Here is a 26,668-nt window from a genome sequence, read left to right as displayed (position 1 = left end):
GGAGCGCCTGCGATGAACCGCTGTGACGTACTGATTATCGGCGCCGGCCCCACCGGGCTCGTGCTGGCGCTGTGGCTGAGCAAGCTGGGCATCAAGGTGCGGATCATCGACAGGACCAGCGGCCCCGGCACCACCTCCCGGGCCCTGGCGGTGCAGGCGCGGACCCTGGAGCTGTACCGCCAGCTGGACCTGACCGAGGCAGTCCTCGCCCAGGGCCACCAGGTGCCGGCGGCCAACCTGTGGGTCAAGGGCGAAACCGCCGCGCGGCTGCCGTTCAACAGCATTGGCGCCGAACTTACGCCCTACCCGTTCCTGCATATCTACCCGCAGGACCAGCACGAGCAACTGCTGATCGAGCGCCTGCAGCGCTTTGCGGTGGCCGTCGAACGGCAAACCGAGCTGCTCGGCTTCAGCCAGGACGCCGAAGGTGTCACCGCCCGCCTGCGCCATGCCGACGGCGTCGAGGAAGTCTGCCAAGCCGATTACATCGCCGGTTGCGACGGCGCCCGCTCGACGGTGCGCAAGGTCCTGGGCATCGGCTTTCCCGGCGGCACTTACGAGCAGGTGTTTTATGTCGCCGATGTCGATGGCGCGGGGCCGGCGTTCAATGGCGAGCTGCACGTCGACCTCGACGAGGCCGACTTTCTCGCCGTATTCCCACTGGCCGGCAGCGGCCGCGCGCGGTTGATCGGCACGGTGCGCGACGCGCGTGCCGAACACCCCCGCGACCTGCGTTTCGAGGATGTCAGCCAGCGCGCCATGGAGCACCTGAAGGTCGAGATCCATCAGGTCAACTGGTTCTCTACCTACCGCGTGCACCACCGGGTGGCCGAGCAGTTTGGCCACCAGCGCGCCTTCCTGCTTGGCGACGCCGCCCACGTACACAGCCCGGCCGGTGGCCAGGGCATGAACACTGGCATCGGCGATGCCATCAACCTGGCGTGGAAACTGGCGGCGGTGTTGCAAGGCAGCGCCACCGAGGCCCTGCTCGAAACCTACGAAATCGAGCGCAGTGCTTTTGCCCAGCGGCTGGTGGCGACCACCGACCAGGTGTTCAACTTCATCACCGCCGACGGCCGCCTGGCCGCCCTGCTGCGCACCCGCCTGGCCCCCGTGCTGCTGCCGCGGGTGGCGGCGCTCAAAGCTGCGCGGACGTTTTTGTTCCGCACCGCTTCGCAAATCACCCTGAACTACCGCGACATGCCCCTGAGCGTCGGCAGCGCCGGCCAGGTACATGGTGGCGAGCGCCTGCCGTGGGTCAGCGACGGCGCCCACGACAACTTTGCCGGGCTGGCGCGGATGCGCTGGCAGGTTCAGGTGTATGGTGCGGCCAGCGGCAGCCTGGTGGCCTGGTGCAGCGACCGCGGCATGCCGCTGGAAGTGTTCGAATGGTGCGATGCCCACGAGGCGGCCGGCTTGCAGCGGGACGGCGTGTACCTGCTGCGCCCGGACAGCTACGTCGCGCTGGCCCAGGTCGGCGCCGGGCCAGAGGTGCTCGAAGAGTACTTCAGTGCACGCGGGATGCGCGGATACTAGCGCTGTTGTGCGAGAATGCGCGCAGGTTTCGCCTCTCTATCTGCTAAGGAATGGCATCATCAGAATCCTCACCTCTTTGCTCCTGGCCTCGACCCTGTTCCTGGCCAGTTGCGGCACTTTTCTTGCGCGCGGCTCCAACAGCTACGGCAGCGGCGACTACTACAAAGGCACCCAGGCCAACGTCCAGTTACTGACCACGATCGGCGCCAGCGGCTACGAAGGTTATTCAACGATCTTCTGCTGGGTGACCATCGTCTGCCCGGTGGCTGCCATTGTCACCCTGCCGGCGGACATGGTGGTCGACACCGCCCTGCTGCCCTATGACTCGATGAACTGAAATGCCCCAGCTCGACTACCGCCGCGTGGCGTTTCTGAATATCTACATCAATGACTTCATCATCTATATCGGCGCGCCGCTGATGGTGCTGACCCTGTTCGACTGGATGCCGAAAAGCCTGGGCACCACCATTATCCTGGTGGTTCTGGGCCTTGGCTGCCTGACCTTTCCATTGTCGATGCTGGTGCGCTGCCCACTGTGCAACGCAGCGATGATGCACTTGTACAAGGATGAGGTTGGCACCGCGCTGTCACGCCGGGTCGGCTTCAGCGAAGTGCGCAAGCTGAAAAAGGTGCGTTGCCTGGGCTGCGATGGGCTGCTGAAGATTCGCGATTGATCGCGGGGCAAGCCCGCTCCCACAGGTTTTGCGCAGTCCGTGTGGGAGCTGGCTTGCCGGCGATGGGCTGCAAAGCAGCCCCTAGGCGCGAGCAAACCTGTAGGTCGTCACCCCGCACAACAGCAACCCCGCCAGGGCCAGCGATCCGCCGACATAGCCGATGTTACCCAGGCCCATGTGCACGCTGACCAGGCTGCCGATCAGCGCCCCGGCACCAATGCCGATGTTGTAGATGCCAGAGAACATGGCCATGGCCACGTCGGTGGCGTCCGAGGCGAGGATCAGCACCTTGGACTGCAACGCCAGGCTGAAGCACATGATCGACACACCCCAGAACACGCTCAAGGTACCCAGCAGGCTGAAGTCGCCGGCCAACGGCAGCAACAGCAGCAGACAGGTCGCCAGCATGGCGATCGCGCCGATCAGAAAGCCCTGCGGGAATCGCTCGCTGTAGCGGCTGAACAGCACCGAACCGAACACCCCGGCGCCGCCAAACAGCAACAGCAGCACGGTGGTCAGTTCGCCGCCGATCTGCGCGACGTTCAGGGCAAACGGCTCGATGTAACTGTAGGCAGTGAACTGCGCGGCAATCACCAGCGCCACCAGCACATACACGGTGACCAGCGCCGGGCGCTTGAACAGCACCGGTACGCTGCGCAACGAGCCGGAGTTCTGGCTCGGCAGCAGCGGCAGCGATTTGACCAGGCACAACAAGGTTGCCAAGGCCACCCCGGCAATCGCCAGGAAGGTGGTGCGCCAACCCAGGGCCTCGCCCACCACCCGCCCCAGCGGAATGCCCATGACCATCGCCAGGGTGGTACCGGTTGCCAGCAGCCCCAGGGCCTTGGCCTGTTGCCCCGGCGGCGCTACGCGCACTGCCAGCGAGGCAGTAATGGCCCAGAACACCGCATGGGCCAGGGCGATGCCGATACGGCTGACCAGCAGCATGCCAAAGCTCTGCGCCACCCCCGAAAGCAAATGGCTGAGGATGAACAAGGCAAAGACGATGATCAGCAACTTGCGCCGCTCGATATTGCGGGTCAGCAGCATCATCGGCAGCGAGGCCAGGGCCACCACCCAGGCATAGATGGTCAGCATCAGGCCGACCTGGGCGGTGGACATGTCGAAGCTGCGGCCGATGTCGCTGAGCAGCGCCACCGGGACGAATTCAGTGGTGTTGAAAATGAAGGCCGCCAGGGCCAGGGCGATGACACTCAGCCAACTGCCGGTTCGCGCATCCACGGATGTATTCATGAGTAAAGCCTTGCTCCGAGTCGTTTGCGATTGCCGGGAACGAAAACGCGCCCAGCGCCAGACACTCATGCCGGTCGGGCCTGAGTGAAGCGTGTGCGCTGAGGAAAGATTTATAAGTATGCGGGGTATCGCTTGCTGGCAAGGATAGTACGTCAGCACCGAAGCTGTCACAACCGCGCAGGCGTGGAGTACCATGGCCCGATTCGTTCATGGAAGACTCCCCGCTATGTCGCAACCCTCCCAGGCTTTGGCCAACATCCTCGACAATGACAGCCTGATCGCCGCTATCGACCAGGGCCTGGCGCCGCAGTACCTGTACTTCTGGGGCCACCGGCAAAAGGTCGAGGGCAAGCCGGACAAAAGCTGCTTCAGCCAGTGGTTCGAGGCCGGCTTCAAAGAGCAAGGCCTCCACTACCCCAGCGCCGAGCACTACATGATGGCCGGCAAGGCGCGGCTGTTCGACGACCAGGCAACGTTGGCGAAAATTCTCGCCGCGCGCACGCCGGCCGAGGCCAAGAAGCTGGGCCGCGAAGTCGCCGGCTACGATGACGCCGCCTGGGTGGCCGAGCGCTCGGCGATCGTCGAGCAGGCCAACCTGCTCAAGTTCGAACAGAACCCGGGGCTGCGCACATTTCTACTCTCTACCGCCGGCCAGGTGCTGGTCGAGGCCAGCCCGCTGGACAGCATCTGGGGCATCGGCCTGGACGCCAAGGCCGCGCAAGCAGCCGATCCACGCCAGTGGCAAGGGCTGAACCTGCTCGGTTATGCGCTGATGCGCGTGCGCGAGCGCCTGGCTGGCTGAGGGCCCAGCGCAGGATTTTTCTGCGCTGCTACACTTTATTCGCGCAGATGGAGGATTCCCTCATGTCCGATAAAGAGATCACCACAGCCCTTAACCTGATCAACCAGCGCCAGGCCCGGCTCGCTTCGGCGTGCAAGGAGATTGCCGACTGGATCGACCGCCAGGGCGATGTGCCGGTGGCCGGCAAGATCCGCGACACCCTCAAGGCCGTCGAAGCCGATGATCAGCTGGTCAGAAAAACCCTCACCTCGCTGAGCGTCGAACGCCCGCTGCCGCGTTTCCGCTAGCCCGCAAAGGCGGGTGGCGGGTGCGCGACACGCGTGAGGTCAATCGCCCAAGAGCCTGGGTCGCCAGTGCCAGGTGCTGTTTATCGTCTACGATTTCCAGCAACTTCTGGCACATTCCGGTGACTGGCTGTCAATGAATATCCTTTACGACGAAAACGTCGATGGTGCCCTGCCCGCCGTCGACAAACAGGCGCTGCTGCAGGCCTTGCAGGCACAACTGCCCGATCTCGATATCCTCCACGCCGAGGAAGACCTCAAGCCTTACGAATGCGATGGCCTCTCGGCCTACCGCACACTGCCGCTGCTGGTGTTGCTGCCGCATACCCTCGAGCAGGTGCAAGGCATCCTCAGGCTGTGTTTTGCCCGCAAGGTGCCGGTGGTCGCCCGTGGCGCCGGCACTGGCCTGTCGGGCGGCGCCCTGCCCCTGGAAAAAGGCGTGCTGCTGGTGATGGCGCGCTTCAACAAGATCCTCGCCATTGACCCCGCCGCGCGCACCGCGCGGGTGCAGCCGGGGGTGCGCAACCTGGCGATCTCCCAGGCCGCCGCGCCTTATGAGCTGTACTACGCACCTGACCCGTCGTCGCAGATCGCCTGCTCGATCGGTGGCAACGTCGCCGAAAATGCCGGCGGCGTGCACTGCCTGAAATATGGCCTGACCGTGCACAACCTGCTCAAGGTCGAGATCCTTACCGTTGAAGGCGAATGCCTGACCCTCGGCGCCGACAGCCTCGATGCCCCGGGCTTTGACCTGCTGGCGCTGTTCACCGGTTCCGAAGGCATGCTCGGGATCATCACCGAAGTAACGGTCAAGCTGCTGCCCAGGCCGCAGGTGGCCAAGGTGCTGCTGGCGGCTTTCGACTCGGTGGAAAAAGCCGGGCGCGCGGTTGGCGACATCATCGCTGCCGGGATCATTCCCGGTGGCCTGGAGATGATGGACAACCTGGCGATCCGCGCCGCTGAAGACTTCATTCATGCCGGCTACCCGGTCGACGCCGAGGCGATTCTGCTGTGCGAGCTGGATGGCGTCGAAGCCGATGTGCACGACGATTGCGAGCGGGTACGTACCCTGTTCGAACAGGCCGGTGCCAGCGAAGTACGCCAGGCCCGTGACGAGGTGGAGCGGGTGAAGTTCTGGGCCGGGCGCAAGAACGCCTTTCCGGCGGTCGGGCGAATTTCAGCCGATTATTACTGCATGGACGGCACCATCCCACGCCGCGAGTTGCCCCATGTGCTGCAACGCATCGCCGTGCTATCGCATAAATACGATCTGCGGGTGGCCAACGTCTTTCATGCCGGCGACGGCAACATGCACCCGCTGATCCTCTTCGACGCCAACCAGCCCGGCGAGCTGGAGCGCGCCGAAGCCTTTGGCGGCGAGATTCTCGAACTGTGCGTGAGTGTCGGCGGCAGCATCACCGGCGAGCATGGCGTCGGCCGCGAGAAGATCAACCAGATGTGCGCGCAGTTCAGCAGCGACGAGCTGACCCTGTTCCACGCAGTCAAGGCCGCCTTCGACCCCCATCGCTTGCTCAACCCCGGCAAGAACATCCCGACCCTGCAGCGCTGCGCCGAGTTTGGCGCCATGCATGTACACGCCGGGCAACTGCCCTTCCCCGAGCTGGAGCGTTTCTGATGCTGGCGCACAACAACGATGCCAGTCAGGCGCTGCTCGAACAGGTCAACCAGGCCCGCGCCGAGGGCACGCCCTTGCGCATTCGAGGCGGCGCCAGCAAGGCTTATCTCGGCCGCCCGGTAGCCGGGATCGAGCTCGATACCCGCGAGCACCGCGGCATCGTCAACTACGACCCGACGGAGCTGGTGATCACCGCCCGCGCCGGCACGCCGCTGAGCGAGTTGGCAGCGACGCTTGAGGCCGCCGGGCAGATGCTGCCCTGCGAGCCGCCGCACAGTGACGACGGCGCCACCCTCGGCGGCATGCTCGCTGCCGGGCTGTCGGGGCCGCGCCGGCCCTGGGCCGGCTCGGTTCGCGACTACGTGCTCGGCATCCGGGTGATCAGCGGCCTGGGCCTGCACCTGCGTTTTGGCGGCGAGGTGATGAAGAACGTCGCCGGCTACGACCTGTCGCGGCTGATGGCCGGCAGCTTCGGCTGCCTGGGGCTGATCAGCGAGGTGTCGCTCAAAGTACTGCCCAAGCCGCGCTGCGACGCGCACATCGCCCTGCAGCTCGACCCGCAGCAAGCCCTGCTGAAACTGGCGCAATGGGGCCAGCAACCGCTGCCGATCAGCGCCGCCTGCCATGACGGCACGGTGTTGCGCCTGCGCCTTGAAGGCGGTGAAGGTTCGGTCAAGGCCGCCCGCGACCGGCTCGGCGGCGAGCGCTTCAAGGCTTGCTGGTGGCAAGACCTGAACCACCAGCGTCTGGGGTTTTTCGCCGACCCGCGCCCGCTGTGGCGCATATCCTTGCCCAACCACAGCCCGCTGCTGGAGCTGCCCGGCGAGCAACTGCTGGACTGGGCCGGTGCCCAGCGCTGGCTCAAGTCCGAGGCCCCGGCCGAGGCCATTCGCGCGGCTGCAAGCCGACTGGGCGGCCATGCCACCTGCTACAGCGCCAGCGACAGCCCGTTCCAGCCGCTACCCGCGGCCTTGCTGCGCTATCACCAACAACTCAAGCAGCGCCTCGACCCGCAAGGGATCTTCAACCCCGGGCGGATGTACGCGGAGATCTGAGCCATGCAAACCACCCTGAGCGATGCCGCCAAACGTCTGGCCCGCGCCGAAGAGGCCGAGCGCATCCTGCGCAGTTGCGTGCACTGCGGCTTTTGCAACGCCACCTGCCCGACCTATCAATTGCTCGGCGACGAACTGGACGGCCCGCGCGGGCGCATCTACCTGATCAAGCAGGTGCTCGAAGGCCAGCCGGCCAGCGCCAAGACCCAACTGCACCTGGACCGCTGCCTGTCGTGCCGCAACTGCGAAACCACCTGCCCGTCCGGGGTCGATTACCACAACCTGCTGGACATCGGCCGCGCCGTGGTCGACCAGGCGGTGGCCCGCCCGCCGCTGCAGCGGGCCTTGCGCAGCGGCCTGCGTAACCTGGCCAGCCACCCGACAGCGTTCAAGCGCCTGGTGCAACTGGGGCGCAGCGTCGACAGCCTGCTGCCGGCAGCGCTCAAGGGCAAGCTGCCGCGCTCGCCAGCCACGGCCCAGGCGCGCCCGCAAGCGCACCATGAGCGGCGGGTGCTGCTGCTTGAAGGCTGCGTGCAACCGGGCCTGTCGCCCAACACCAACGCCGCCACGGCGCGGGTGCTCGATCGCCTGGGTATCAGCGTTACCGCCACGCCCCAAGCCGGCTGCTGTGGCGCCGTCGACTATCACCTCGATGCCCAAGCCCGTGGCCTTGAACGCGCCCGGCACAACATCGACGCGTGGTGGCCGGCCATCGAGGCCGGCGCCGAAGCCATCGTGCAAACCGCCAGCGGTTGCGGCGCCTTCGTCAAGGACTACGCCAAGCTGCTGCACGGCGATGCGCAGTACGCAAGCAAAGCCCGGCGGGTCAGCGAACTGGCCAGGGACCTGGTCGAGGTCGTCGCGGCCGAGCCCCTGGATAAACTGACCTGCCACAGCGGCCAGCTGCTGGCAGTGCATTGCCCGTGCAGCCTGCAGCATGCGCAGAAGCTTGGCGGCAGCGTCGAGGCCCTGCTCAAGCGCCTGGGTTTCAACCTCAGCAATGTGCCCGACGGCCACCTGTGCTGCGGCTCGGCGGGCACCTATTCGCTGACCCAGCCGCAACTGGCCAGGCAACTGCGCGACAACAAGCTCGATGCCCTGGAAAGCGGCCGGCCGGATGTCATCGTCAGCGCCAATATCGGCTGCCAGACCCACCTCGATGGCGCCGGGCGCACCCCGGTGCGGCACTGGATCGAGCTGGTGGACGAGGCGCTAGCGAAGTCGCCAAGCCTGGCATAAGCTCAAACGGGCACCCCTGTTCGACAACCCGAGGACTCGTCATGCGTCATCTTCTGCTTGTCTCACTGCTGGTCATCAGCCCCGCCGTCCTGGCCAAGACCGAATGCAGCACTGCTGAAAAGAACCAATGGCAGGACCAGAACAACTTTCAGGAAGAACTGAAAAAGCAGGGCTACGAGATCAAGGAGTTCAAGGTCACCAAGGGCAATTGCTACGAGATCTACGGCAAGAACAAAGACGGTAAAAAAGTCGAGATCTACTTCGACCCGGTCACCGGCAAGAAGGTCAAGGAAGAGATCGACTGAGGTGAGCGACGATAGCCTGCGCCTCTGGGACCCACTGGTGCGCGTGTGCCACTGGTCGCTGGTGGTGGTGTTTGTCGGCGGCTATTTTCTCACCGAAGAAGGCGATGGCTGGCACCGCTGGCTGGGCTATTACGGCCTGACGATCGTACTGCTGCGCAGTGTCTGGGGCTTTGTCGGCAGCCCGGCGGCGCGCTGGGCGCACTTCTGGCCAACGCCCACGCGCTTGAAGTGGCACTTGCAGGCCCTGTTCAGCGGCCAAGACTACCACCGCCTCGGCCATTCGCCGTTGGGCGCGCTGGTGATGGTGCTGATGTTGCTGCTGATGGCCGGCCTTGGCGTCAGCGGCTTCATGATGGAAGAGATCTACTACTTCTGGGGCGACGACGGCCTGCGCGATATTCACGAGTTGATGGCCGATGCCCTGTTGGCGCTGGTGTGCCTGCACATTGCGGCGGCGCTGTTCGAGAGCTGGCGGCTGAGGGAGAACCTGCCGCTGTCGATGGTCACCGGCAGGCGCCGGCGGCGCTGAAACGATCGCGGGTCAAGCCAGCATCCACCGAACTGTGGAACTGGCTTGCCAGCGATGGGCTGCGCAGCAGCCCTCTATCAGTGCTGCATAGGCTGGTGATCATGCCCATGCATGACTTGCGCATTCAACGCCCGCACCGGCGCTTTCACTTCGATGGTCTGCTTGACGCCCTTGGCATCCTCGACCACCAGGGTCAGCGGCACGTGCTCGCCTTCCTTGAGTTGCTGGTTGAGGTCCATGAGCATCACGTGATAACCGTTGGGGTCAAGGCTCACCGCCTTGCCGGCCGGCAGCGCCAGGCTGTCGACCTCGCCCATTTTCATCACGTCGTTTTCCATGGTCATCTGGTGCACCTGCACGGTCCTGGCCACCGGCGAAGCGACGCTGAGCAGCTTGCTGTCGGTGCTGGCGGTGAGGGTCATGAAAGCACCGCTGGACTTCTGGTTGGGCACGGTAGCACGCGCCCAGGCGTCGCTGACAGTGGTTTCGGCCATGGCCGGCAGGGCCAGGCCGATCAGGGCCAGCGCGGCCAGGGTACGTTTGACAGGGTTGCGAAGCATTAACACACCTCCATGACAGTGAGCAGGTCTTCTGCGCACTCTTTTGCATTGAGCGAATGGGACAGGCCCAGGCGCAGTTGGCCGCGGGAATCGAAGACGTAGCTGGTCGAGGTGTGCGAGATGGTATAGGTATCGCCTGCTGGCACCTTCTCGTAGAACACACCGAACTCGCGGGCGGCTGCCGCGGTTTCTTCGAGGGTGCCGGACAACGCCACGAACGAGGGGTCGAAGGCCTTGACGTAGGCGTCGAGCACCTCGGGGGTATCGCGCTCGGGGTCGAGGCTGATGAACACCACCTGCAAAAAGCCTGCATCGCGGCCCATCAGCTTCTTGATCTGCACCGCGCGCGCCAGGGTGGTCGGGCACACCGCCGGGCACTGGGTGAAACCGAAGAACACCATCGGCATCGAACCCCAGAAACTCGAGAGGGTACGGACGTTGCCTTGGGTATCCTTGAGCTTGAACGAACGGCCGAGGATCTTGTTGCTCATGTCCTTGCCGTACTTGAAGTCCAGCGCGCCACCGGAACGGGGGTCGCAACCTGCAAGGGCGCCGAGGCCCAGCAGGCTGATCCCGGCAACAACCTGGCGCCGGGTCAGTAAATCAGTCATGTAACCATCCTTTCGGGAAGGTGCCAGCCCCTGGATAGAGGGCATGTCGAGAAACCTTCGCATTTTGTCATGGTGGCGGACGCAGGTTCCAGCGCGCAGCGCCCCGTACGTCTGTATCCCAGTAATTACGGGGTGCGGCCTGTTGTCGCAGGCAGTGACAAGAAACATCCGGCAACGTCTACGGTAATAATGACGCATCCTGCTCGCCTCTCACTCGTGGAGCCCTCCCCATGCTCAGCAAGGCCGTACTGACCCAACACGAAGTCGCGCAACTGCTTGCCGCCGCCCGCGTCGAAGCCCAGGCCAACCAGTGGCCGGTGAGCATCGCCGTGGTCGATGACGGCGGCCACCCGCTGGCCCTCGAACGCCTGGACGGCTGCCCGCCGATCAGCGCCTACATCGCCCAGGAAAAAGCCCGCACCGCGGCTCTGGGGCGCAAGGACAGCAAGGTCTATGAAGACATCATCAACGGCGGGCGCACGGCCTTTCTCTCGGTGCCGGTGCTCAACGCCACCCTCGAAGGCGGCGTGCCGCTGCGGGTGGACGGTCAGGTGATCGGCGCGGTGGGTGTTTCCGGGGTCAGGTCGGAGCAGGATGCGCAGGTGGCCAAGGTGGCGATCGCCGCGTTGCTGGCGACCCTGGGCAGCTAAAACCCCCTCGTTTTTTTTCGCCACGGTCGCCTGACTGGGAAAGCCTGCGCCTATCGCTATATAATTTTGTATATTACGAAAATTGTACGCGATCAGCAGGCCGCAGATGGACCAGTCAAGTTACCCGGGCGCCCCTGACCCTTCGCACCTCGAGGTCTACGAGCCGGCCAGCCCGGCACCGATCAAGCCCAACAGTACCGGGCGGCGCAACCGTGCGCGGATCCTGCGCGAGGCGGCCAGAAGCTTTGCCTGCAAGGGCTTCGCCGCCACCACCATTGGCGATGTGGCGCGCTCGAGCGGGCTGCCCAAGGCCAATATCAACTACTACTTCAGCTCCAAGCAGAACCTCTACCAGCAGGTGCTGGAGATGGTCGCCGTGCCCTACCTGCAGGCTTTCGCCCTGCTGCAGCCCGACAGCGAACCCGGCCCCGCCCTGGGCGGCATGATCCGCGCCAACCTGCGGCTGATCCGCAAGCAGCCCTGGGCGGCGAAAGTGCTGGCGGCTGAATTGCTGCACGGCGCGCGGCAGTTGCCTGGCAGCCATATCGAACATCTGCAGGGTGAGGTCGAGCGCAGCCTCGATTGCCTGCGCCAGTGGATTGCCCGTGGCCAGTTGGCGGCGCTCGACCCGCAGCACCTGCTGATCAGCCTGTGGGCAACCACCCTGGCCTACGCTAATTTCGGCTCGCAACTGATGGCCGGCGGTGTCGGCAAGATCAACGAGAGCGAGCTGGAAGCGGGCGCGCAGACCCTCACGCAACTGTTGCTGCGTGGAGTGATAAACGCCTAAAACCGGATAAATTTCCTACATCAGTCACAAAACGGTACACATCCTGCTTACTGCGAGGCGACGCATCCTATGATGCGCCTTTCGTAACGACACATAAGGAAAAGTGCCGTGTTCAAACCGTTAGCAGTCGCTGTAAGCCTGGGTTGTGCAATGTTGTCCTCCGGCGCCAGCGCCTATGAATATGGGCAATATGCCGGGCAGACCCTGGACCGTCTGATCAACGACTACCCCGGACGTTACCGCGGTACCGCCAGTTTCGAAGGTGCTACCGCCCTGATGCAAACGCAACTGGGCTTCGGCTACCAGACCCGCCGCCAGGACTTCACCTGGGCCGGCAACCGCAGTTCGCAGAACGTCATCGCCTCCGCCGCGGGCCAGAACAGCACCTACGTGGTGCTCGGCGCCCACTACGACACCTACTTCGGCCGCCCAACCCTGCAAGGCCTGGACGACAACGCCTCGGGCGCCGCCGTGCTCACCGAGATCGCCCGCAACCTGGGCGGCGTGGCCCTGGAGAACGGCCTGGAAGTGGTCGGTTTTGGTGCCGAAGAAGAAGGCCTGCGCGGTTCGCGCGCCTATGTCGCATCATTGAGCGACAGCCAGCGCGCCAACCTGTTGGGCATGATCAACCTCGACAGCCTGATCACCGGCGACAAGATGTACGCCCACGCCGCCAGCAACAGCATCGCCAACCCGGCCCTGGGCGCCTACCGCGACCAGTTGCTGCGCATCGCCCAGGAGATGAACATCGCGCTGTTCACCAACCCCGGCCTGAACCCCGAATACCCGGCCGGCACCGGCTGCTGCAGCGACGGCGAAAGCTTCAACAGCCTCAACGTGCCGGTGCTGTTCATCGAGGCCACCAATTGGGAGCTGGGTGAACTGGACGGCTACGAGCAGACCGACAACCCGGCGATCCCCGGCGGCTCGACCTGGCACGACCCGGCTGAAGACAACCAGCAAGTGCTGACCAACGCCTTCGGCCAGCAGCGCATCGACCAGCGCCTGAGCGACTTCTCGCGGTTGCTGACACGCCTGGTGCTGGAACTGACCAACGCCGACCTGCTCGCCTCTACCGCCTCCGGCGGCGCTATGGCGCGGCAGATGGAAGACCAGTTGCAACGCCAGCACCAGGCCCTGACCCGCCTGCATGACCGCCGCTGGCTGAGCCTGCTGGACGCCACACGGGCGGTCGGCAGCTTTGATGGTGAAGTGGGTGTCGAAGGCGAAGTTTCGCCAGACAGCGGTTTCGATGCGCCGGGCAACCCCGAGTCGAAACGCGTGGGCGTTTATGGCGTTGGCGATTACCGTCTCAATGACGCCCTGACTGTCGGTGCCAGCCTGAGCTTCCAGCGCAGCCGCGACGCCCTCGACCACGGCGGGCGCATCGAAGGCGACGCCTGGCAGGCCGGGCTGTTTGCCCTGCTCAACGACGGCGGCCCGCAATGGCTGGCCGGCGAGCTGAGCGCCGGGCATACAAGCTTTGATACCAAGCGCTCGGTGTACATCCAGGCCAGCAACGGCCCGGTGCTGCTCGACCAGCGCCTGTCCGGCGACACCTCGGCGTGGTTCTGGGGCGCGCGGCTCGACGGCGGCTACGACTTCAGCTTCGGCGCCTTGAAGACCGGCCCGGTGGCGGGCCTGGACTACATGCACTACCGCATCGATGACTTCCACGAAGACCAGGCCCTGCGCACTGCCCTGGGCTACGAAAAGCAGAACTACGACGCCCTCGAAGCCAGCCTCGGCTGGCGCCTGCATGGCAGCGTCGGCCTGGGGGCGAACATGGCCCTGCAACCCTACGCCAGCGTGCGCTGGGTACGCGAACTGGCCGATGGCCGCCTGGACCAGATCGACCTCACCAGCAATGCCGACGGCCGTGTGCGGGTAGCGGACATGGGCAGCGTCGACAAGAACTTTGGTCGCGCGCAAGTGGGCGCACAGTTGATGTTCACCGAGCAGTTGGGGGTGTTTGCCGAGGTCAACAGCCGCTTTGCCCATAGCGAAGGTAATCAGGCTGGCTATTCCCTGGGCGTGCAATGGCAATTTTAACCCTGTAGGAGCGGGCTTGCCCCGCGATAGCGGTCTGTCAGTCATATCGCAATCGCGGGGCAAGCCCGCTCCCACAGGAATAAAAGGATATAAAAATAACAAAACAATCTAACAATTTGGAATAAACAAATTGAAGGGCCTGCGCGGGCTCCTTATATTTTCGGGCATGCCTTGCCCTTGAATCCCAGGAGTCCGCCCATGTCGCACACGCCCCATTCCCCTCTGCGTCGCCTGCTCACCGGCGGCCTGTTTGCCGCCCTGGCGGCGCTGATCCTGCCCGCCCCGCTGGCCCATGCCGAAGCGAGCAAGACCTTGCGCATCGGCTACCAGAAGTTCAACAGCATCAACATCCTCAAAGGCAGCGGCGCCCTGGAAAAAGCCCTGGAGCCACAAGGGGTGAAAGTCAGCTGGTACGAATTCGCCGCCGGCCCGCAGTTGCTTGAAGCGCTGAGCACCGGCGCCATCGACCTTGGCCATGCCGCCGATGCACCCTCGGTATTTGCCCAGGCTGCCGGCAAGCCGGTGGTGTACCTGGCCGCCGAGCAGCCCTACCCCAAGGGCATCGGCCTGGTGGTGCGCGACCAGGACCACATCGCCAACGTCGCCGCCCTCAAGGGCCAGCGCGTGGCCACCGGTCGCGGCTGGAACGCCCAGTACCTGCTGGCCGTGGCCCTGCAGGATGCCGGCCTGAGCTACAAGGACATCACCCCGGCCTACGTCAACAATGCCGCCGACGCCGTGGCCGCACTGCAGTCCGGCAGCGTCCAGGCCGTGACCCTGTGGGACCCGTTCCTCGCCGCCGCCGAACAACAACCGGGCCTGAAGAACCTGCGCGACGGCAGCGGGCTGTCCAACAACCGCACCTTCTACCTGTCCTCGGCGGCCTTTGCCGACGACAACCGCGCGCTGCTGAAGACCTTCTTCAGCGAACTGGCCAAGGTCAGCAACTGGGCCAACCAGAAGCCCGACGAAGTCGCTGCCCTGCTGGCACCGCAACTGGGTATCGGCGCCGATGTGCTGCAGGTGGCCAGCGAGCGGCGCAACTACAACGCCGTGGCCATTGACGCAAAAATCACCGCCGAGCAGCAGAAGCTTGCCGACACCTTCCAGGGCCTGGGCCTGATCCCCAAAGCGCTGAAGGTGGCCGATGCGGTCTACCCGGTGTCGGTCCTGCCCTGAGTACAGACCATGTCCAAGACCATCCGCTTCAACGCTTTCAGCATGAACGCCGCCACCCACCAGTCCCCCGGGCTGTGGCGCCATCCGCGCAACACCAGCGTCGATTTCAATCGCCTGGGTTACTGGACCGACCTCGCCCGCCTGCTCGAACGCGGGCTGTTCGATGCGCTGTTCATTGCCGATGTGCTGGGTATCTATGACGTCTACCAGGGCAGCGCCGACGGCGCCCTGCGCGGCGGCGTGCAGGTACCGGTCAACGACCCGCTGCTGATCGTCCCGGCCATGGCCGGGGTCACCGAACACCTGGGCTTTGGCATCACCTTTTCGCTGACCTACGAGCACCCGTACCCCTTCGCCCGGCGCATGTCCACGCTCGATCACCTGAGCGCCGGGCGGGTGGGCTGGAACATCGTCACCGGTTACCTCGACAGCGCCGCACGCAACCTCGGCCTGGCGCGGCAACTGGGCCACGACGAGCGCTACGAGCTGGCCGAGGAATACCTGCAGGTGCTGTACAAGCTCTGGGAAAAAAGCTGGGACGACGATGCCGTGTTGCAGGACCGCGCCAGCGGCCAGTTCCTCGACCCGGCCCGGGTGCACCCGATCAACCACCAGGGCGCGCACTTCCAGGTGCCCGGCATTCACCTGAGCCAGCCTTCGCCGCAGCGCACGCCGGTGCTGTTCCAGGCCGGCGCCTCGCCGCGCGGCCTGCGCTTTGCCGCCGACCATGCCGAATGCGTGTTTATCAGTGCGCCGACCCAGGCGGCGCTGAGCGGCTATGTAGAAGGCATCCGCAAGGCCACCCGCGACGCCGGCCGGCCTGAACAGGACGTGCTGATCTACGCCCAGGCGCTGCTGATCGTCGCCGACAGTCGCCAGGCGGCCGAGGCCAGGCTGCAGGAGTACCGCCAGTACGTGGACGTCGAGGCGGCGCTGACCCTGCTGTCGGGCTGGACCGGCATCGACTTCGCAGGGGTCGACCCCGACGCGTTGATCGAGTACATCGACAACGACGCCGGCCGCACTGCCCTGGCGGTGTTCACCAAGGCCGACCCGAACCGGCGCTGGACCGTGCGCGAAGCGGCCGAGTTCGTCAGCCTCGGCGGCCGCGGCCCGGTGTTGCTCGGTTCAGCGTCAGAGATTGCCGATCAACTGGAAGACTGGCTCGACCACACCGGTATCGACGGTTTCAACCTCACCTATGCGGTAATGCCCGACGACCTGCACGCGGTGGTCGAGCAGGTGGTGCCCGAGCTGCAACGCCGCGGCCGTTATCGCACGGCATATGAAGACGGAACCTTGCGCCACAAGCTGTTCGGCCGCGGTGACCGTTTGCAGGCCGAACACAAGGGCCGGCTCGTCCAGATCTGATCCCAGGCACTATGCTCTGAACAGTCGCCCAACCGCTGGAGCCTGTTCATGCGCCTTCGCCTTGTCTTGTGCCTGTTGCTGGCCCTCAGCAGCGGCGCCAGCGCCACTGAACAGTGGCACCTGGCGCAGGATGAAGACGGCATCCAGGTGTACCTCAGCGAGGTGCCGGGTTCGCCCTACCAGCAGTTTCGCGGCGTGGCGTTGATCAAGGCCAGCGTGTCGACCTTGAGCGAGCTGCAGGAAAACCTGCGGGTTGCCTGCAAATGGCTGTACGGCTGCGCCGACATGCGCCTGCTCAAGGTCGAGGGCGACAGCACCTGGGTCTACCTGACCACCGCCCTGCCCTGGCCGGCCAGCACCCGCGACATGGTCATCCAGGTGCAGAGCGAGCGCCGCGACGACGGCAGCCTGGTACGGCGCATCAAGGCCGTGCCGGGCATGGTCAAGCATGTGCCGGGGCAGATCCGCGTGCGCCAGCTCCAGGGCCTGTGGACCTTCGTGCCCAAGGGCGAGCAACTCACCGAAGTGACCTACCAACTGCAGGCCGATCCGGCCGGCGACATTCCCTCGTGGCTGGCCAACCAGTTCGTCCTCGATGCCCCCAGCGTGTCCTTGCGCACCTTGCGCGCGGTGGCCGAGCGCCAGGGTGGCTCAGCGCCCTGAACAGCGCCCTGCATGGTTTTTGTCGTCCGCGGCTTGTTGGCGGCCCGCACCCGAGCCTTAGGCTCGAAAGGGTGTGCCATAACGACAAAAAATGGAGTTGCCATGCCCTTCCCAACCCTGCACCCACGTACCCGCCTGGCCTGCCTGATCACAGCGTGGTGCCTGAGCCAGCCCCTGCACGCCGCCCAGGCCCCGGCCAGCGCCAGCGAACCGACGCGCAGCAGCAATGCCGCAGTGCTGAGCCAACTGCCGTTTGCCGACCGCGCCGACTACCAGGCCGCTACCCGTGGCCTGGTTGCGCCGTTCACCGGCAAGATCAGCGATGCCGCCGGCAAGCCGGTATGGAGCCTTGAGGACTACAAATTTCTCGCCGCCCAAGACAGCCCCGACAGCGTCAACCCCAGCCTCTGGCGCCTGGCACAGCTCAACGCCCATGCCGGCTTGTTCGAGGTCGCGCCACGTTTGTACCAGGTGCGCGGCCTGGACCTGGCCAACATGACGATCATCGAAGGCGACGACGGGCTGATCATCATCGACCCGCTGACCACCGCCGAAACCGCCCGCGCCGCGCTGCAGCTGTACTACCAGAACCGCCCGCAAAAACCGGTGGTGGCGGTGATCTACAGCCACAGCCACACCGACCATTTTGGCGGCGTGCGCGGGGTCATCGACGAGGCCGACGTCAAGGCCGGCAAGGTCAAGGTGTTCGCCCCCAGCGGCTTCATGGAACACGTGATGAGCGAGAACGTCTATGCCGGCAACGCCATGAGCCGGCGCGCCCAGTACCAGTTCGGCCTGTACCTGCCGCGCGGGCCCCAGGGCCAGGTCGACACCGGGATCGGCAAGGGCTTGACCACCGGTGGCACCATCACCCTGATCGAACCCACCGAGCTGATCAGCAAGCCCTACGAGACCCGCACCGTGGCCGGTATCGAACTGGAGTTCCAGCTGACCCCGGGCACCGAAGCGCCAGCGGAAATGAACCTGTACCTGCCGCAGTTCAAGGCCCTGGGCATTGCCGAAAACGCGGTGCAGACCCTGCACAACATTCTCACCCCGCGCGGCGCCCAGGTACGTGACGCCAAGGCCTGGTCGCAGTACCTGGACGCCAGCCTGAGCCGTTACGGCGACAAGACCGAGGTGCTGTTCGGCCAGCACAACTGGCCGACCTGGGGCGTAGAGCAAGTGCGTACGCTGATCGCCGACCAGCGCGACATGTATGCCTTCCTCAACGACCGCACCTTGCACTTGCTCAACCAGGGCCTGACGCCGATGGAAATCGCGCAGAACATGCAGACCCTGCCCGGGGAGCTGGCGAACAAGTGGTACGCCCGTGGCTACTACGGCTCGCTGAGCTTCAACGCGCGGGCGGTGTACCAGCGCTACATGGGTTTTTACGACGGCAACCCGGCCAACCTCAACCCGCTGCCGCCGGTCGAGAGCGCCCGGCACTATGTCCAGGCCATGGGCGGCGGCGAGGCGGTGCTGGCCAAGGTGCATGCGGCGATGGACAAGGGCGAGTATCGCTGGGCGGTGCAACTGGGCAACCAGCTGCTGTTTGCCGAGCCCGACAACGCCCAGGCGCGCAGCACTCAGGCGCAAGCGCTGGAACAGCTCGGTTACCAGAGCGAGAACGCCACCTGGCGCAACATGTACCTGACCGGTGCCATGGAACTGCGCGATGGCCCGCCGAGCCAGGCGGGCAGTTCGGTGTCGGTGGACATGGTGCGGGCGCTGACCGCGGACATGTTCTTCGACTACATGGCGGTGCGCGTCGATGTCGACAAGGCGGTGGGCCATGACCTGAACCTGAACTGGAGCTTTACCGACCCGGACCAGGCCTACAACCTGACCTTGCGCAATGGCGTGCTGACCCACCGCGCGGGCCTGAACCCCAAGGCCGATGCCAGCTTGAGCATGAACAAGGCGACCCTTGAACAGATCAGCCTCAAGCAACTGGACTTCCCGACGGCGATGCAAAAAGGCCTGATCAAGGTCGAAGGCAACGGCAAGAAAATCGCCGAACTGCTGGGCACCCTCGACAGCTTCAGCCCGCAGTTCAATATCGTTACGCCTTGAGGGCCCTCATCGCTGGCAAGCCAGCTACCACAGGTCTGAGTACACCGCACCTGTGGAAGCCGGCCTGCCGGCGATCGAGCCCGCAGGGCTCGTGTGCTACTTGGCCCAGCGACGCAATTGCGAAGGGGTGTAATCGTCAGTCCTGGCAGTAAACCCTACGCGCATCGGCGCCTTCTCTTCGTTGCTCAAGCCACCGGCGTAATAACGCCCGGAGATCAGGTCGTACGAAGTCTCCAGCACGTTGTAGGTAAAGTCGTGATCATAGTGCTGGATCGCATGCAGCTCCGAGCTGCGCCACAACTCGCCGCGGCTGTCGTACTGATCCACCTGGGCGATCTGCCAGCTGTCTTCGTCCAGATAAAACCTGCGCTTGCTGTAGATATGCCGGGCACCGGGCTTGAGCGTGGCTTCGACCACCCAGACCCGATGCTTTTCATAGCGGGTATAGGCCGGGTTGATGTGGTTGGGCTTGACCAGTTCATCAAGCCTCACGGCGCGGCTGCCCAGGCGATAGCTGTTGTAGGGAATGTACAACTCCTGCTTGCCGATCAGCTTCCAGTCAAAGCGGTCCGGCGCGCCATTGAAGCCATCGATATTGTCGGCGGTGATCAGGCCGTTGCTGTAGCGCGCGCTGTTGTCATAAGCCAGCATCGGCGCCCGTCGCACTCGCCGTTGCGCCGGCAGGTATTGCCAGGCCGCACGCGGCTCGACGACCTGGTCGAGCGGTTCGTGCACCAGCACGGTCTCGCCGGCCAGGCGCGCCGGCTCCAGCACCCGGCTCTTGAACATGAACAGCACATTGGCGTTGGGTTCAAGGCCGGTGACCGCTTGGGCAAAACTTACCAGCGACTGCGCGCGGATATAGCTGACCGCACCGTTCTCACGCACCAGGGCAATACTGCTGAAGCGCTCAAAGCTGCCACCACGCCAGCGGGTCATGTGGTTCCACATCACCTCCATGCCTTCGGTCGGCAGCAGGAATGGAATACCGCGTGTGTAGTCGTGCAGGCCGTTGCCGCCATCGGCGAGAGTGGTCTTGCTGGCGTTGCTGCGGCTGTCGGCAAGTATCGCAGCGGGCAAGCGCGCACTGCGATGGGTCGGGTACACCGGCATCTGGTAGCTGCCCGGGTAGCGCTTGAACATCGTTATCTGGCCGGGGCTGAGCGCACTCTGGTACTGCCCGAGGTTTTGCGCGGTGATGGTGAACAGCGGCTTTTCACTGGCGAACGGGTCACTGTAGCCGCCGTTGCCATCGAGGCTGCCGGCGGTTTTGTCGAGGCCGCCGGTCCAGGCCGGGATGCTGCCGTCGGCATTGCCGGCGCGCTCCGAGCCCATGGGTGTGAGGGTCTTGTCCAACGGGCCGAGGTCTGTGCTCTTGGCCTGGGCCAGGGCGCTGACGCAGGTCAGGGCCAACAACAGGGGATAGATACGCATTTTTATTGTTCTCCTTAGAAATCGACCTTGAAGCTGACCGAGGCAAAATCACGGTCATCAAGGGTGCTGTAGTGGTTGGAACCGAAGAAGCTGTTGTAAGCCAGCTCCACGCTGTAATCGTTGAGGTAGTTGGCGGTAAGACTCAGGCCCAGGGCCTGCTGGCCTTCCTGGAACGGCCCGAGCGGGTCGTAGGAATAGCCCTCGACGTCATGGCGCCAGTTGACCGCCGGAATCAGGTTCACGCCGGGCAACACATCGCTGTATTCAAGGCTGGCACGCAGGCGATAGCCCCAGGACCAGTCGGTGGCAAAGCCCTTGTCGGTGCAGTAGCGGTTGGTCACTCCAGAGGCGACGCTGTTGCAGGTGCTGCCGTTGCGCGGCGCGCTGCGGCCAAAGGCGGCATTGCGGCCCAGGCGCTCGTCACCGAGGCCGTCGATATGCACCACGCCGACTTCACCGAACAGGCTCAGGCGGGTGGCGCCGAGCACGTTGTCGATGGCCTGGGTCGCCGAGCTGGTCAGTTGCCACACGCCTTTGCGTTCCCAGCCATCCAGGCGATCGCCAGCGCGGATGTTGAAGCCCTCGGGCAACTGCACCCACGAGTTGCCGGCCGCTCCGGAGACCACCGCGGTGGTGACATCCGGGGCGTTGAAACTCAGCGGCATGTTCGGCCGATAACTGAGTTCGGCCGCCAGCGATATGCCGCTGTTGGGCTCGACGCCGTTGATGCTCAGCCCGTACAGGCGGATGTTCTCGGGGAAGGCCGCAGCGTACGAAGGCCCCTGCCCGCCCCCGGGAAAATTCCCTGGCAGCGCGGTGTTGCGCGCATCGAGGGTCAGGTACGGCAGGCGCGAGTGGTAGTTGATGAAGTACAGCGCCGCCTCGGCATCATTGAGCACCGGCAGCATCTGGCGCAGGGCAAAACCGAACTGGCCGTTGTCGGACGGCGACTCGTTGCCACGCGCACTGGCGTACAGGCCGCTGGCCTGCATCTGCTGGTCAGTGAGCACCTGGCCCAGGTACAGCGGCCCGCAGCCCGGCTGGATGACATCGCTGCCGGCAAAGAAGGTACCGCAGCCATCGAGCACGCTGGGGCGCCAGTTGTACTGGTAGAAACCTTCAAGGTTGAGAGTGTCAGATACGCCGAAGCTGAACGAGAGCATCTCCACCGGCAGCTGGCCTTCCTTGATCTCGACCCCGGGGCGGTTGAAGGCGGTGATGTCCAGCGGGTTGATGACGTTGATACCGTTCTGGATCAGCAGCGCCTCACCCCACGACAGCACCTGCTTGCCAAGCTTGAAACTCAGCGGATGACCGGCCAGCTCGAAGTCTTTCCACAGGTAGGCGTCGAGCACTTGCAGGCCCTGGAACCTGGCCAGGTCATCCCAGCCGCTGTCGTCGAAATCCTTGAAGCGGCCGTCGCCGGTTTCATAGGCATGGTCGTACCAGTACTTCAGGCGCACAAAGGCGCCCTGGCCCTGGCCGTCGAGGCTGAAATCGGTCAGGCCCTTGAAGGTTTGCGAGATCGGGTCGCCCTTCTTGAAGTTCAGGCGGTTGTCGTCGGCACTCACGCCCGTGCCATCGGCGTTCACGCCCTGGGCCTGCAGGGCATTGGCGCGGGTCATCAGGTGGCGGTCGGGGCTCTGGGTCGACCAGCTGCTGCCCAGGCTCAAGGTGCTGCGGGTGGTGAAACTCCAGTCTTCAATGATGTCGAAACTGGCGGCCTGTGCCGGTACTGCGCAGGCCGCCAACAAGGTCAGCAGCAAAGGTGATGGGGTTGAGCTTGTTGTTGTCATTATCGAGCTCCAATAGGGATCAAGCCCGATCAAGATGCCCAAGCGCCCGCCGCCACACGCAAGCGGCGCACGACAAAAAACGATCATCAAGGCGTTGCGAAAAATGCCCCTAGGCCGGTTGCAATCCGCTCAGGCGAAACTGCTTGGGCGTGACCCCGAACTGCTTGCGAAAGGCCCGGATGAAATTGCTCGGCTGGCGGTAGCCGAGGCGTTCGGCAATTCGCTCGATGGGCTGGTCGCCCGCCGCCAGCCAGTGGCGAGCCAGGTGCAGGCTGTCTTCGCGTACCTCGGCCAGGCCCGCGCCTTGCCACTGGCGCAGCATGCCCTGGTGCAGAAAAGCATTGGCACCGGGCAACGCCAGTTCGAGCGCGCCCGGCGCCAGTTGCAGGCTCAACCATGGGCCACTGACCACCGCCACGCCCCAGCCCTGCAACCAGCGTCCTGCCGCCTGCTGCGGTAGCACGCTGACCTGAGTGAACACCTGCGCCGGCATGCGCCCGGCGCGTCGGGCGATGTTGCGCACCAGGCTCAGTACCACGGCGTCGAGCATGTAGTGATGGGGTTGCTGCTGATAGCGGCGCAGGTGCAGGCTCGACGCCTCCAGGCTGACCAGCAGGCAGTTGGTCACCAGTGGCAGGTAGCGGATAAAACACTCAAGGCTGTCGCCGACGGTGGCGGCCGAGTCGAGCAGGATGTTCAACCCCTGCAGCGAATGGGTGGCCATGCCCGGGACCAGCTCGCAACCGAACTCATGACCGGCGCCAGCGGCCTCGCATTCGCGCAACAGCTGCTCGACCTGCGCCGCCCCTATCCGGCTTTGCCCGTGCAACTGCGCAGGCTCCATGCCGGCCCGTTGCAACAGCAGGTTCACAGGCAGCCCGCAGCCCTGGGCATGAGCGACCAGGGTGCGGGTCAAGGCGGCGCAGACATAGGGCGAAGCAAGCATGGCAGGTCACGCAAAATGATCAGGCCCTGAGTTATGCCAGCGGCTACACTATCGATCAAATGCATAAAAAGTATCCGTAGCATGCAAGGGGCGCATGATGGACCTTCGACAACTTCGCCACTTCGTGGCCCTGGCCGATTATCGCGGGTTCGTGCGCGCTGCCGATGCCGTCAACCTTAGCCAGCCGGCCTTCAGCCGCAGCATCCAGACCCTGGAACGCGATCTGGATTGCGCCCTGGTCGAGCGTGGCAGCCGTGAATTTCGCCTGACCGGCCAGGGCCAACTGGTGCTGCAACACGCCCGGCGCCTGCTGGCCAGCAGCCAGAGCCTGCACAACGAGCTGCTGCAATACAACGGCCTGGAAGGCGGCGAGCTGAGTTTCGGCAGCGGCCCCTACCCGGCCCAGTTGCTGGTGCCCGAGGCGCTGGCGCAGTTCATTCACGACCACCCGCTGGTGCGCGCGCGCTTTCACCAGGGCGACTGGGAGCAACTGGGCAGCTGGCTCAAGGAGCAGCAGATCGAGTTCCTGGTGGCCGACTCGCGCTACTTCAAGGACGACCCGCGCTACCAGGTGCAGGCGCTGCGGCCACGGCGCGGGCGGTTTTTCTGCCGGGCCGGGCACCCGCTGGCCGCGCGCGCCGGGCTCACCCTCAGGGCCCTGCTCGACTACCCGATCGCCGGCACGCGCATCCCGCCGATGATCCGCAAGATCCTCGCCCGCGCCCAGGGTACCCAAGACTTTGTCACCAGCGTCGAATGTGCGCAGTTCGATGCCATTCGCCGGGTGGTGATGCGCTCGGACGCCATTGGCCTGGCCACCGCCGAAGCCCTGCACGAACGGGTCGAGGCCGGTGAGATCCAGCTGCTGAGCTTCGTCGATGTGGATGCCAACGACCCTGACCTGCAGCTGCAGTACGGCATCGTCAGCCGCGCCGGCGACAGCCTGACGCCCGCGGCGCAGGCGATGATCGCGGCTATCCTCAGTGTCGATCAACAATTGCTGGTGAGCCGCTCATGAAGCCCGTGCCGCCCAATGCCTTCTACGCCCCGACCCTGCTGCCAGCCATCGAGGAACTGCAGCAACGCGGGGTGAGCCAAACGCTGATCGAGGCAGTGTTTCGCCGCAGCCTGTTCGAGTTGCGCACGCCGTTCCTGCGCGTGCCGTTGCTGCTGTCGCGGCGCTTCTGGACCCTGGCCCTGAGCGAAAGCCACGACCCCTTTATCGGCCTGGCCGCCGGCCGGCGTTTTGTTTCCACCGCCACCAACGGCCTGACCTACCTGTTCGATGTCGCCGCCTCGCTGGACAGCGCCTGCGCCTACTTTGTCGAGTACTTTCCGTTTTTCAACGGCCATTTCCGTGCCCGCATCGAGCGTAAAAATGGCCAGGTCAGCCTGCGCCTGCAGGACTGCGGCAGCCTCAAGGCCACAGCACCGATCACCGATTACATGCTCACCAGCCTGTGCAGCCTGCTGCGCCGCAAACTGCTGGCCAGCGGCCTGGAGCAGGACCCGATCATCGCCATCGAGCTGGCCCACCCGGCGCCGGCCGACACCCGCGTGCATCCGCACGCCTGGCGCACGGCGGTGAGCTGGGGCCACGCCGAACATAGCATCGGCCTTGACCCAGAGGTGTTCGAACAGGCGCTGACGCCGGGCAACCAGGCACTGGAACAGTTGCTGGTGGAGCTGCTGCAACAAACCCAGCGCAACAGCCAGCCGACCCTGCTGGAACTGGCCAGCGACCACCTGGCCGTGAGCCTTGCCGACAGCGAGCGCTGGGCGACATTCTGCAGCCACCAGCACCTGCTCGAACGCACCGCGGCCCGGCGCCTGAAAGCACTGGGCTGGAGTTATACCGAGCTACTGGACGAATACCGCCGCTACCGCGCCGAAGACCTGCTGCACGGCAGTGAGCTGGAGCTGGTGCAGATCGCCGACCAGCTCGGCTACAGCGACGTGCAGAGTTTTCACCGCGCCTGCCTGCGCTGGTTCGCCTGCGCGCCCGGGGCCTATCGCGGGCGCTGAGGGTTTCAGAGCACTTCGAACAAGCCGGCGGCGCCCATGCCGCCGCCCACGCACATGCTCACCACCACGTACTTGACGCCACGGCGCCGGCCTTCGAGCAAGGCATGGCCGACCATGCGTGCGCCACTCATGCCGTAGGGGTGGCCGATGGCGATGGCGCCACCATTGACGTTGAGCCGCGCCGGGTCGATGCCCAGGATTTGCGCGCAATACAGCACCTGGCAGGCGAAGGCTTCGTTGATTTCCCACAGGCCGATGTCATCGACGCGCAAACCGTGCTGACGCAGCAACTTGGGGATCGCCAGCACCGGGCCGATGCCCATCTCCTCGGGGGCCAGGCCGGCCACGGCGATGCCGCGATACAGGCCCAGTGGCCTGACCCCGCTACGCGCCGCCAGCGTCCCGCTCATCAGCACACTGGCACTGGCACCGTCAGACAACTGGCTGGCGTTGCCGGCGGTGATGCAGCCGCCTTCGCGCACCGGCGTCAGGTTTTGCAGGCCCGCCAAGGTGGTTTGCGGGCGGTTGCCTTCATCCTGGGTCAGCTGCACGTCCTGGTAGCTGATCGCCCCGCTGAGCTTGTCGACGACTTTCTTGCGCACGCTGACCGGCACGACCTCATCGGCAAACAGCCCCGCTGCCTGGGCTGCTGCCGTGCGCTGCTGGGATTGCAGGCTATAGGCATCCTGGGCTTCACGGCTGATGCCGTAGCGCTTGGCGACGAGCTCGGCAGTGAGCAGCATGGGCATGTAGGCATGCTCGGCCATGCGCACTACGCTTGCGTCCTGCTCGGCTGCTGCGGCCTGCATATGGGCGTTCTGCACCAGGCTGATCTGCTCCTGGCCGGCGCCGATCGCCACCTGCATGCCGTCGACCATGATCTGTTTGGCGGCAATCGAAATCGCCATCAGCCCCGAGGCGCACTGGCGGTCGATGGTCTGGCCGCTGACCGACAGCGGCAAGCCCGCCGCCAGCACCGACAGGCGCGCCAGGTTGGTCGCAGCGGTGCCGCTTTGCATGGCGGTGCCCAGCACCAGGTCGTCGATCTCGCCGGGCTCGATGGCGGCGCGTTCGACCGCCGCGCGAATGGCCACGGCGCTCATCGACGGAGCCTTGAAGTCATTGAAGGCGCCGCGAAAAGCCTTGGCAATCGGCGTGCGCGCGGTTGAGACAATTACGGCGTCTTGCATGGCGATGT

Annotated in this window: 26 protein-coding genes; 19 read left to right on the top strand and 7 right to left on the bottom strand. The window is 64.9% G+C overall.

Annotated elements, in window-relative coordinates; genetic code table 11:
* Positions 1–12 precede the first annotated feature (12 nt).
* The 3 genes from JYG36_RS10905 to JYG36_RS10895 all read left to right on the top strand — a co-directional run bounded on the left by JYG36_RS10905 (position 13) and on the right by JYG36_RS10895 (position 2,210).
* Complete coding sequence (locus JYG36_RS10905) at positions 13–1,536, top strand: FAD-dependent oxidoreductase (protein WP_213603916.1); 1,524 nt, start codon at positions 13–15, stop codon at positions 1,534–1,536.
* Positions 1,537–1,612: 76 nt separating this feature from the next.
* Positions 1,613–1,873: a YceK/YidQ family lipoprotein gene (locus JYG36_RS10900; RefSeq protein WP_306764570.1), complete on the top strand. Its 261-nt coding sequence runs from the start codon at positions 1,613–1,615 to the stop codon at positions 1,871–1,873.
* Position 1,874: 1 nt separating this feature from the next.
* Positions 1,875–2,210 (top strand): hypothetical protein, encoded by a 336-nt coding sequence (locus JYG36_RS10895; protein WP_045194304.1) that lies wholly within the window; start codon positions 1,875–1,877, stop codon positions 2,208–2,210.
* Positions 2,211–2,291: 81 nt separating this feature from the next.
* Here the strand turns inward: JYG36_RS10895 and JYG36_RS10890 are convergent, their stop codons facing one another.
* Positions 2,292–3,464 carry a sugar transporter gene (locus tag JYG36_RS10890; RefSeq protein ID WP_093381284.1) on the bottom strand — a complete coding sequence of 391 codons (1,173 nt, stop codon included), beginning with the start codon at positions 3,462–3,464 and terminating at the stop codon, positions 2,292–2,294.
* A gap of 226 nt (positions 3,465–3,690) precedes the next feature.
* Between JYG36_RS10890 and ybiA the strand changes: the two genes are divergently transcribed.
* From ybiA to JYG36_RS10855, 7 genes are all read left to right on the top strand, one after another.
* Positions 3,691–4,266: a riboflavin biosynthesis intermediates N-glycosidase gene (gene ybiA / locus JYG36_RS10885; protein WP_249744420.1), complete on the top strand. Its 576-nt coding sequence runs from the start codon at positions 3,691–3,693 to the stop codon at positions 4,264–4,266.
* Positions 4,267–4,328: 62 nt separating this feature from the next.
* Positions 4,329–4,553: a hypothetical protein gene (locus JYG36_RS10880; protein WP_010222367.1), complete on the top strand. Its 225-nt coding sequence runs from the start codon at positions 4,329–4,331 to the stop codon at positions 4,551–4,553.
* Between the two features lie 133 nt (positions 4,554–4,686).
* Positions 4,687–6,186, top strand: a complete 1,500-nt coding sequence (gene glcD / locus JYG36_RS10875; protein WP_045195671.1) for a glycolate oxidase subunit GlcD — start codon at positions 4,687–4,689, stop codon at positions 6,184–6,186.
* Positions 6,186–7,241 (top strand): glycolate oxidase subunit GlcE, encoded by a 1,056-nt coding sequence (gene glcE / locus JYG36_RS10870; RefSeq protein ID WP_213603914.1) that lies wholly within the window; start codon positions 6,186–6,188, stop codon positions 7,239–7,241. Before glcD ends, glcE begins: the two co-directional genes overlap by 1 nt.
* Positions 7,242–7,244: 3 nt before the next feature.
* On the top strand, positions 7,245–8,480 hold the full coding sequence (glcF, locus tag JYG36_RS10865; protein WP_213603912.1) for a glycolate oxidase subunit GlcF: 1,236 nt from the start codon (positions 7,245–7,247) through the stop codon (positions 8,478–8,480).
* Positions 8,481–8,521: 41 nt separating this feature from the next.
* A complete protein-coding gene (locus tag JYG36_RS10860) occupies positions 8,522–8,785 on the top strand; it encodes a PepSY domain-containing protein (RefSeq protein WP_045194315.1) in 264 nt (87 codons plus the stop codon).
* Position 8,786: 1 nt separating this feature from the next.
* Positions 8,787–9,314, top strand: coding sequence for a cytochrome b/b6 domain-containing protein (locus JYG36_RS10855; protein ID WP_213603911.1), 528 nt, complete (start codon positions 8,787–8,789; stop codon positions 9,312–9,314).
* 77 nt (positions 9,315–9,391) lie between these two features.
* Here the strand turns inward: JYG36_RS10855 and JYG36_RS10850 are convergent, their stop codons facing one another.
* Positions 9,392–9,874, bottom strand: a complete 483-nt coding sequence (locus JYG36_RS10850) for a copper chaperone PCu(A)C (protein ID WP_213603909.1) — start codon at positions 9,872–9,874, stop codon at positions 9,392–9,394.
* Positions 9,874–10,485 carry an SCO family protein gene (locus JYG36_RS10845; protein ID WP_038995914.1) on the bottom strand — a complete coding sequence of 204 codons (612 nt, stop codon included), beginning with the start codon at positions 10,483–10,485 and terminating at the stop codon, positions 9,874–9,876. Before JYG36_RS10845 ends, JYG36_RS10850 begins: the two co-directional genes overlap by 1 nt.
* Before the next feature lie 230 nt (positions 10,486–10,715).
* Here JYG36_RS10845 and JYG36_RS10840 point away from each other — a divergent pair, with 230 nt between their 5' ends.
* From JYG36_RS10840 to JYG36_RS10810, 7 genes are all read left to right on the top strand, one after another.
* On the top strand, positions 10,716–11,135 hold the full coding sequence (locus JYG36_RS10840; protein WP_093381264.1) for a heme-binding protein: 420 nt from the start codon (positions 10,716–10,718) through the stop codon (positions 11,133–11,135).
* Positions 11,136–11,241: 106 nt separating this feature from the next.
* A complete protein-coding gene (locus JYG36_RS10835) occupies positions 11,242–11,925 on the top strand; it encodes a TetR/AcrR family transcriptional regulator (RefSeq protein ID WP_093381261.1) in 684 nt (227 codons plus the stop codon).
* A gap of 108 nt (positions 11,926–12,033) precedes the next feature.
* Positions 12,034–13,977: an autotransporter outer membrane beta-barrel domain-containing protein gene (locus tag JYG36_RS10830; RefSeq protein WP_213603906.1), complete on the top strand. Its 1,944-nt coding sequence runs from the start codon at positions 12,034–12,036 to the stop codon at positions 13,975–13,977.
* A gap of 198 nt (positions 13,978–14,175) precedes the next feature.
* Positions 14,176–15,156, top strand: coding sequence for an aliphatic sulfonate ABC transporter substrate-binding protein (locus JYG36_RS10825; protein ID WP_045194328.1), 981 nt, complete (start codon positions 14,176–14,178; stop codon positions 15,154–15,156).
* Positions 15,157–15,165: 9 nt separating this feature from the next.
* Positions 15,166–16,527 carry an LLM class flavin-dependent oxidoreductase gene (locus JYG36_RS10820; protein ID WP_213603904.1) on the top strand — a complete coding sequence of 454 codons (1,362 nt, stop codon included), beginning with the start codon at positions 15,166–15,168 and terminating at the stop codon, positions 16,525–16,527.
* 48 nt (positions 16,528–16,575) lie between these two features.
* The gene (locus JYG36_RS10815) at positions 16,576–17,190 is read left to right on the top strand and encodes an START domain-containing protein (protein WP_045194331.1); all 615 of its coding nucleotides are present in this window, start codon (positions 16,576–16,578) and stop codon (positions 17,188–17,190) included.
* Positions 17,191–17,292: 102 nt separating this feature from the next.
* The gene (locus JYG36_RS10810) at positions 17,293–19,269 is read left to right on the top strand and encodes an alkyl/aryl-sulfatase (RefSeq protein ID WP_213603902.1); all 1,977 of its coding nucleotides are present in this window, start codon (positions 17,293–17,295) and stop codon (positions 19,267–19,269) included.
* 96 nt (positions 19,270–19,365) lie between these two features.
* On the opposite strand, the gene JYG36_RS10805 is transcribed toward JYG36_RS10810, so the two are convergent.
* The 3 genes from JYG36_RS10805 to JYG36_RS10795 all read right to left on the bottom strand — a co-directional run bounded on the left by JYG36_RS10805 (position 19,366) and on the right by JYG36_RS10795 (position 23,445).
* A complete protein-coding gene (locus tag JYG36_RS10805) occupies positions 19,366–20,703 on the bottom strand; it encodes a DUF1329 domain-containing protein (RefSeq protein WP_213603900.1) in 1,338 nt (445 codons plus the stop codon).
* Between the two features lie 14 nt (positions 20,704–20,717).
* The gene (locus JYG36_RS10800; RefSeq protein ID WP_213603898.1) at positions 20,718–22,499 is read right to left on the bottom strand and encodes a DUF1302 domain-containing protein; all 1,782 of its coding nucleotides are present in this window, start codon (positions 22,497–22,499) and stop codon (positions 20,718–20,720) included.
* A 109-nt stretch (positions 22,500–22,608) separates the two neighbouring features.
* Positions 22,609–23,445, bottom strand: coding sequence for an AraC family transcriptional regulator (locus JYG36_RS10795; RefSeq protein ID WP_213603896.1), 837 nt, complete (start codon positions 23,443–23,445; stop codon positions 22,609–22,611).
* 97 nt (positions 23,446–23,542) lie between these two features.
* Here JYG36_RS10795 and JYG36_RS10790 point away from each other — a divergent pair, with 97 nt between their 5' ends.
* The gene (locus JYG36_RS10790) at positions 23,543–24,463 is read left to right on the top strand and encodes a LysR family transcriptional regulator (protein ID WP_045195674.1); all 921 of its coding nucleotides are present in this window, start codon (positions 23,543–23,545) and stop codon (positions 24,461–24,463) included.
* On the top strand, positions 24,460–25,470 hold the full coding sequence (locus tag JYG36_RS10785) for an AraC family transcriptional regulator (RefSeq protein WP_213603894.1): 1,011 nt from the start codon (positions 24,460–24,462) through the stop codon (positions 25,468–25,470). The genes JYG36_RS10790 and JYG36_RS10785 overlap by 4 nt, the downstream gene beginning before the upstream one ends.
* Positions 25,471–25,475: 5 nt before the next feature.
* On the opposite strand, the gene JYG36_RS10780 is transcribed toward JYG36_RS10785, so the two are convergent.
* Entirely contained in the window at positions 25,476–26,660 is a 1,185-nt protein-coding gene (locus tag JYG36_RS10780) for an acetyl-CoA C-acyltransferase (protein ID WP_213603892.1), read from the bottom strand.
* Positions 26,661–26,668: the final 8 nt, after the last annotated feature.

This window comes from Pseudomonas sp. SORT22, from assembly GCF_018417635.1.
Taxonomy (GTDB): Bacteria; Pseudomonadota; Gammaproteobacteria; order Pseudomonadales; family Pseudomonadaceae; genus Aquipseudomonas.
The sequence above is the reverse complement of the archived record's forward strand: the minus strand, read 5'-3'. Positions and strand labels throughout refer to the sequence as shown.

Excerpts from the sequence above, each read along its gene's own strand:
- JYG36_RS10905 (WP_213603916.1), top strand. The coding sequence starts at position 13 with ATGAACCGCTGTGACGTACTGATTATCGGCGCCGGCCCCACCGGGCTC.
- JYG36_RS10895 (WP_045194304.1), top strand. The coding sequence starts at position 1,875 with ATGCCCCAGCTCGACTACCGCCGCGTGGCGTTTCTGAATATCTACATC.
- JYG36_RS10890 (WP_093381284.1), bottom strand. The coding sequence starts at position 3,464 with ATGAATACATCCGTGGATGCGCGAACCGGCAGTTGGCTGAGTGTCATC.
- ybiA (WP_249744420.1), top strand. The coding sequence starts at position 3,691 with ATGTCGCAACCCTCCCAGGCTTTGGCCAACATCCTCGACAATGACAGC.
- JYG36_RS10880 (WP_010222367.1), top strand. The coding sequence starts at position 4,329 with ATGTCCGATAAAGAGATCACCACAGCCCTTAACCTGATCAACCAGCGC.
- glcD (WP_045195671.1), top strand. The coding sequence starts at position 4,687 with ATGAATATCCTTTACGACGAAAACGTCGATGGTGCCCTGCCCGCCGTC.
- glcE (WP_213603914.1), top strand. The coding sequence starts at position 6,186 with ATGCTGGCGCACAACAACGATGCCAGTCAGGCGCTGCTCGAACAGGTC.
- glcF (WP_213603912.1), top strand. The coding sequence starts at position 7,245 with ATGCAAACCACCCTGAGCGATGCCGCCAAACGTCTGGCCCGCGCCGAA.
- JYG36_RS10860 (WP_045194315.1), top strand. The coding sequence starts at position 8,522 with ATGCGTCATCTTCTGCTTGTCTCACTGCTGGTCATCAGCCCCGCCGTC.
- JYG36_RS10850 (WP_213603909.1), bottom strand. The coding sequence starts at position 9,874 with ATGCTTCGCAACCCTGTCAAACGTACCCTGGCCGCGCTGGCCCTGATC.
- JYG36_RS10845 (WP_038995914.1), bottom strand. The coding sequence starts at position 10,485 with ATGACTGATTTACTGACCCGGCGCCAGGTTGTTGCCGGGATCAGCCTG.
- JYG36_RS10840 (WP_093381264.1), top strand. The coding sequence starts at position 10,716 with ATGCTCAGCAAGGCCGTACTGACCCAACACGAAGTCGCGCAACTGCTT.
- JYG36_RS10835 (WP_093381261.1), top strand. The coding sequence starts at position 11,242 with ATGGACCAGTCAAGTTACCCGGGCGCCCCTGACCCTTCGCACCTCGAG.
- JYG36_RS10825 (WP_045194328.1), top strand. The coding sequence starts at position 14,176 with ATGTCGCACACGCCCCATTCCCCTCTGCGTCGCCTGCTCACCGGCGGC.
- JYG36_RS10820 (WP_213603904.1), top strand. The coding sequence starts at position 15,166 with ATGTCCAAGACCATCCGCTTCAACGCTTTCAGCATGAACGCCGCCACC.
- JYG36_RS10815 (WP_045194331.1), top strand. The coding sequence starts at position 16,576 with ATGCGCCTTCGCCTTGTCTTGTGCCTGTTGCTGGCCCTCAGCAGCGGC.
- JYG36_RS10810 (WP_213603902.1), top strand. The coding sequence starts at position 17,293 with ATGCCCTTCCCAACCCTGCACCCACGTACCCGCCTGGCCTGCCTGATC.
- JYG36_RS10805 (WP_213603900.1), bottom strand. The coding sequence starts at position 20,703 with ATGCGTATCTATCCCCTGTTGTTGGCCCTGACCTGCGTCAGCGCCCTG.
- JYG36_RS10800 (WP_213603898.1), bottom strand. The coding sequence starts at position 22,499 with ATGACAACAACAAGCTCAACCCCATCACCTTTGCTGCTGACCTTGTTG.
- JYG36_RS10795 (WP_213603896.1), bottom strand. The coding sequence starts at position 23,445 with ATGCTTGCTTCGCCCTATGTCTGCGCCGCCTTGACCCGCACCCTGGTC.
- JYG36_RS10790 (WP_045195674.1), top strand. The coding sequence starts at position 23,543 with ATGGACCTTCGACAACTTCGCCACTTCGTGGCCCTGGCCGATTATCGC.
- JYG36_RS10785 (WP_213603894.1), top strand. The coding sequence starts at position 24,460 with ATGAAGCCCGTGCCGCCCAATGCCTTCTACGCCCCGACCCTGCTGCCA.
- JYG36_RS10780 (WP_213603892.1), bottom strand. The coding sequence starts at position 26,660 with ATGCAAGACGCCGTAATTGTCTCAACCGCGCGCACGCCGATTGCCAAG.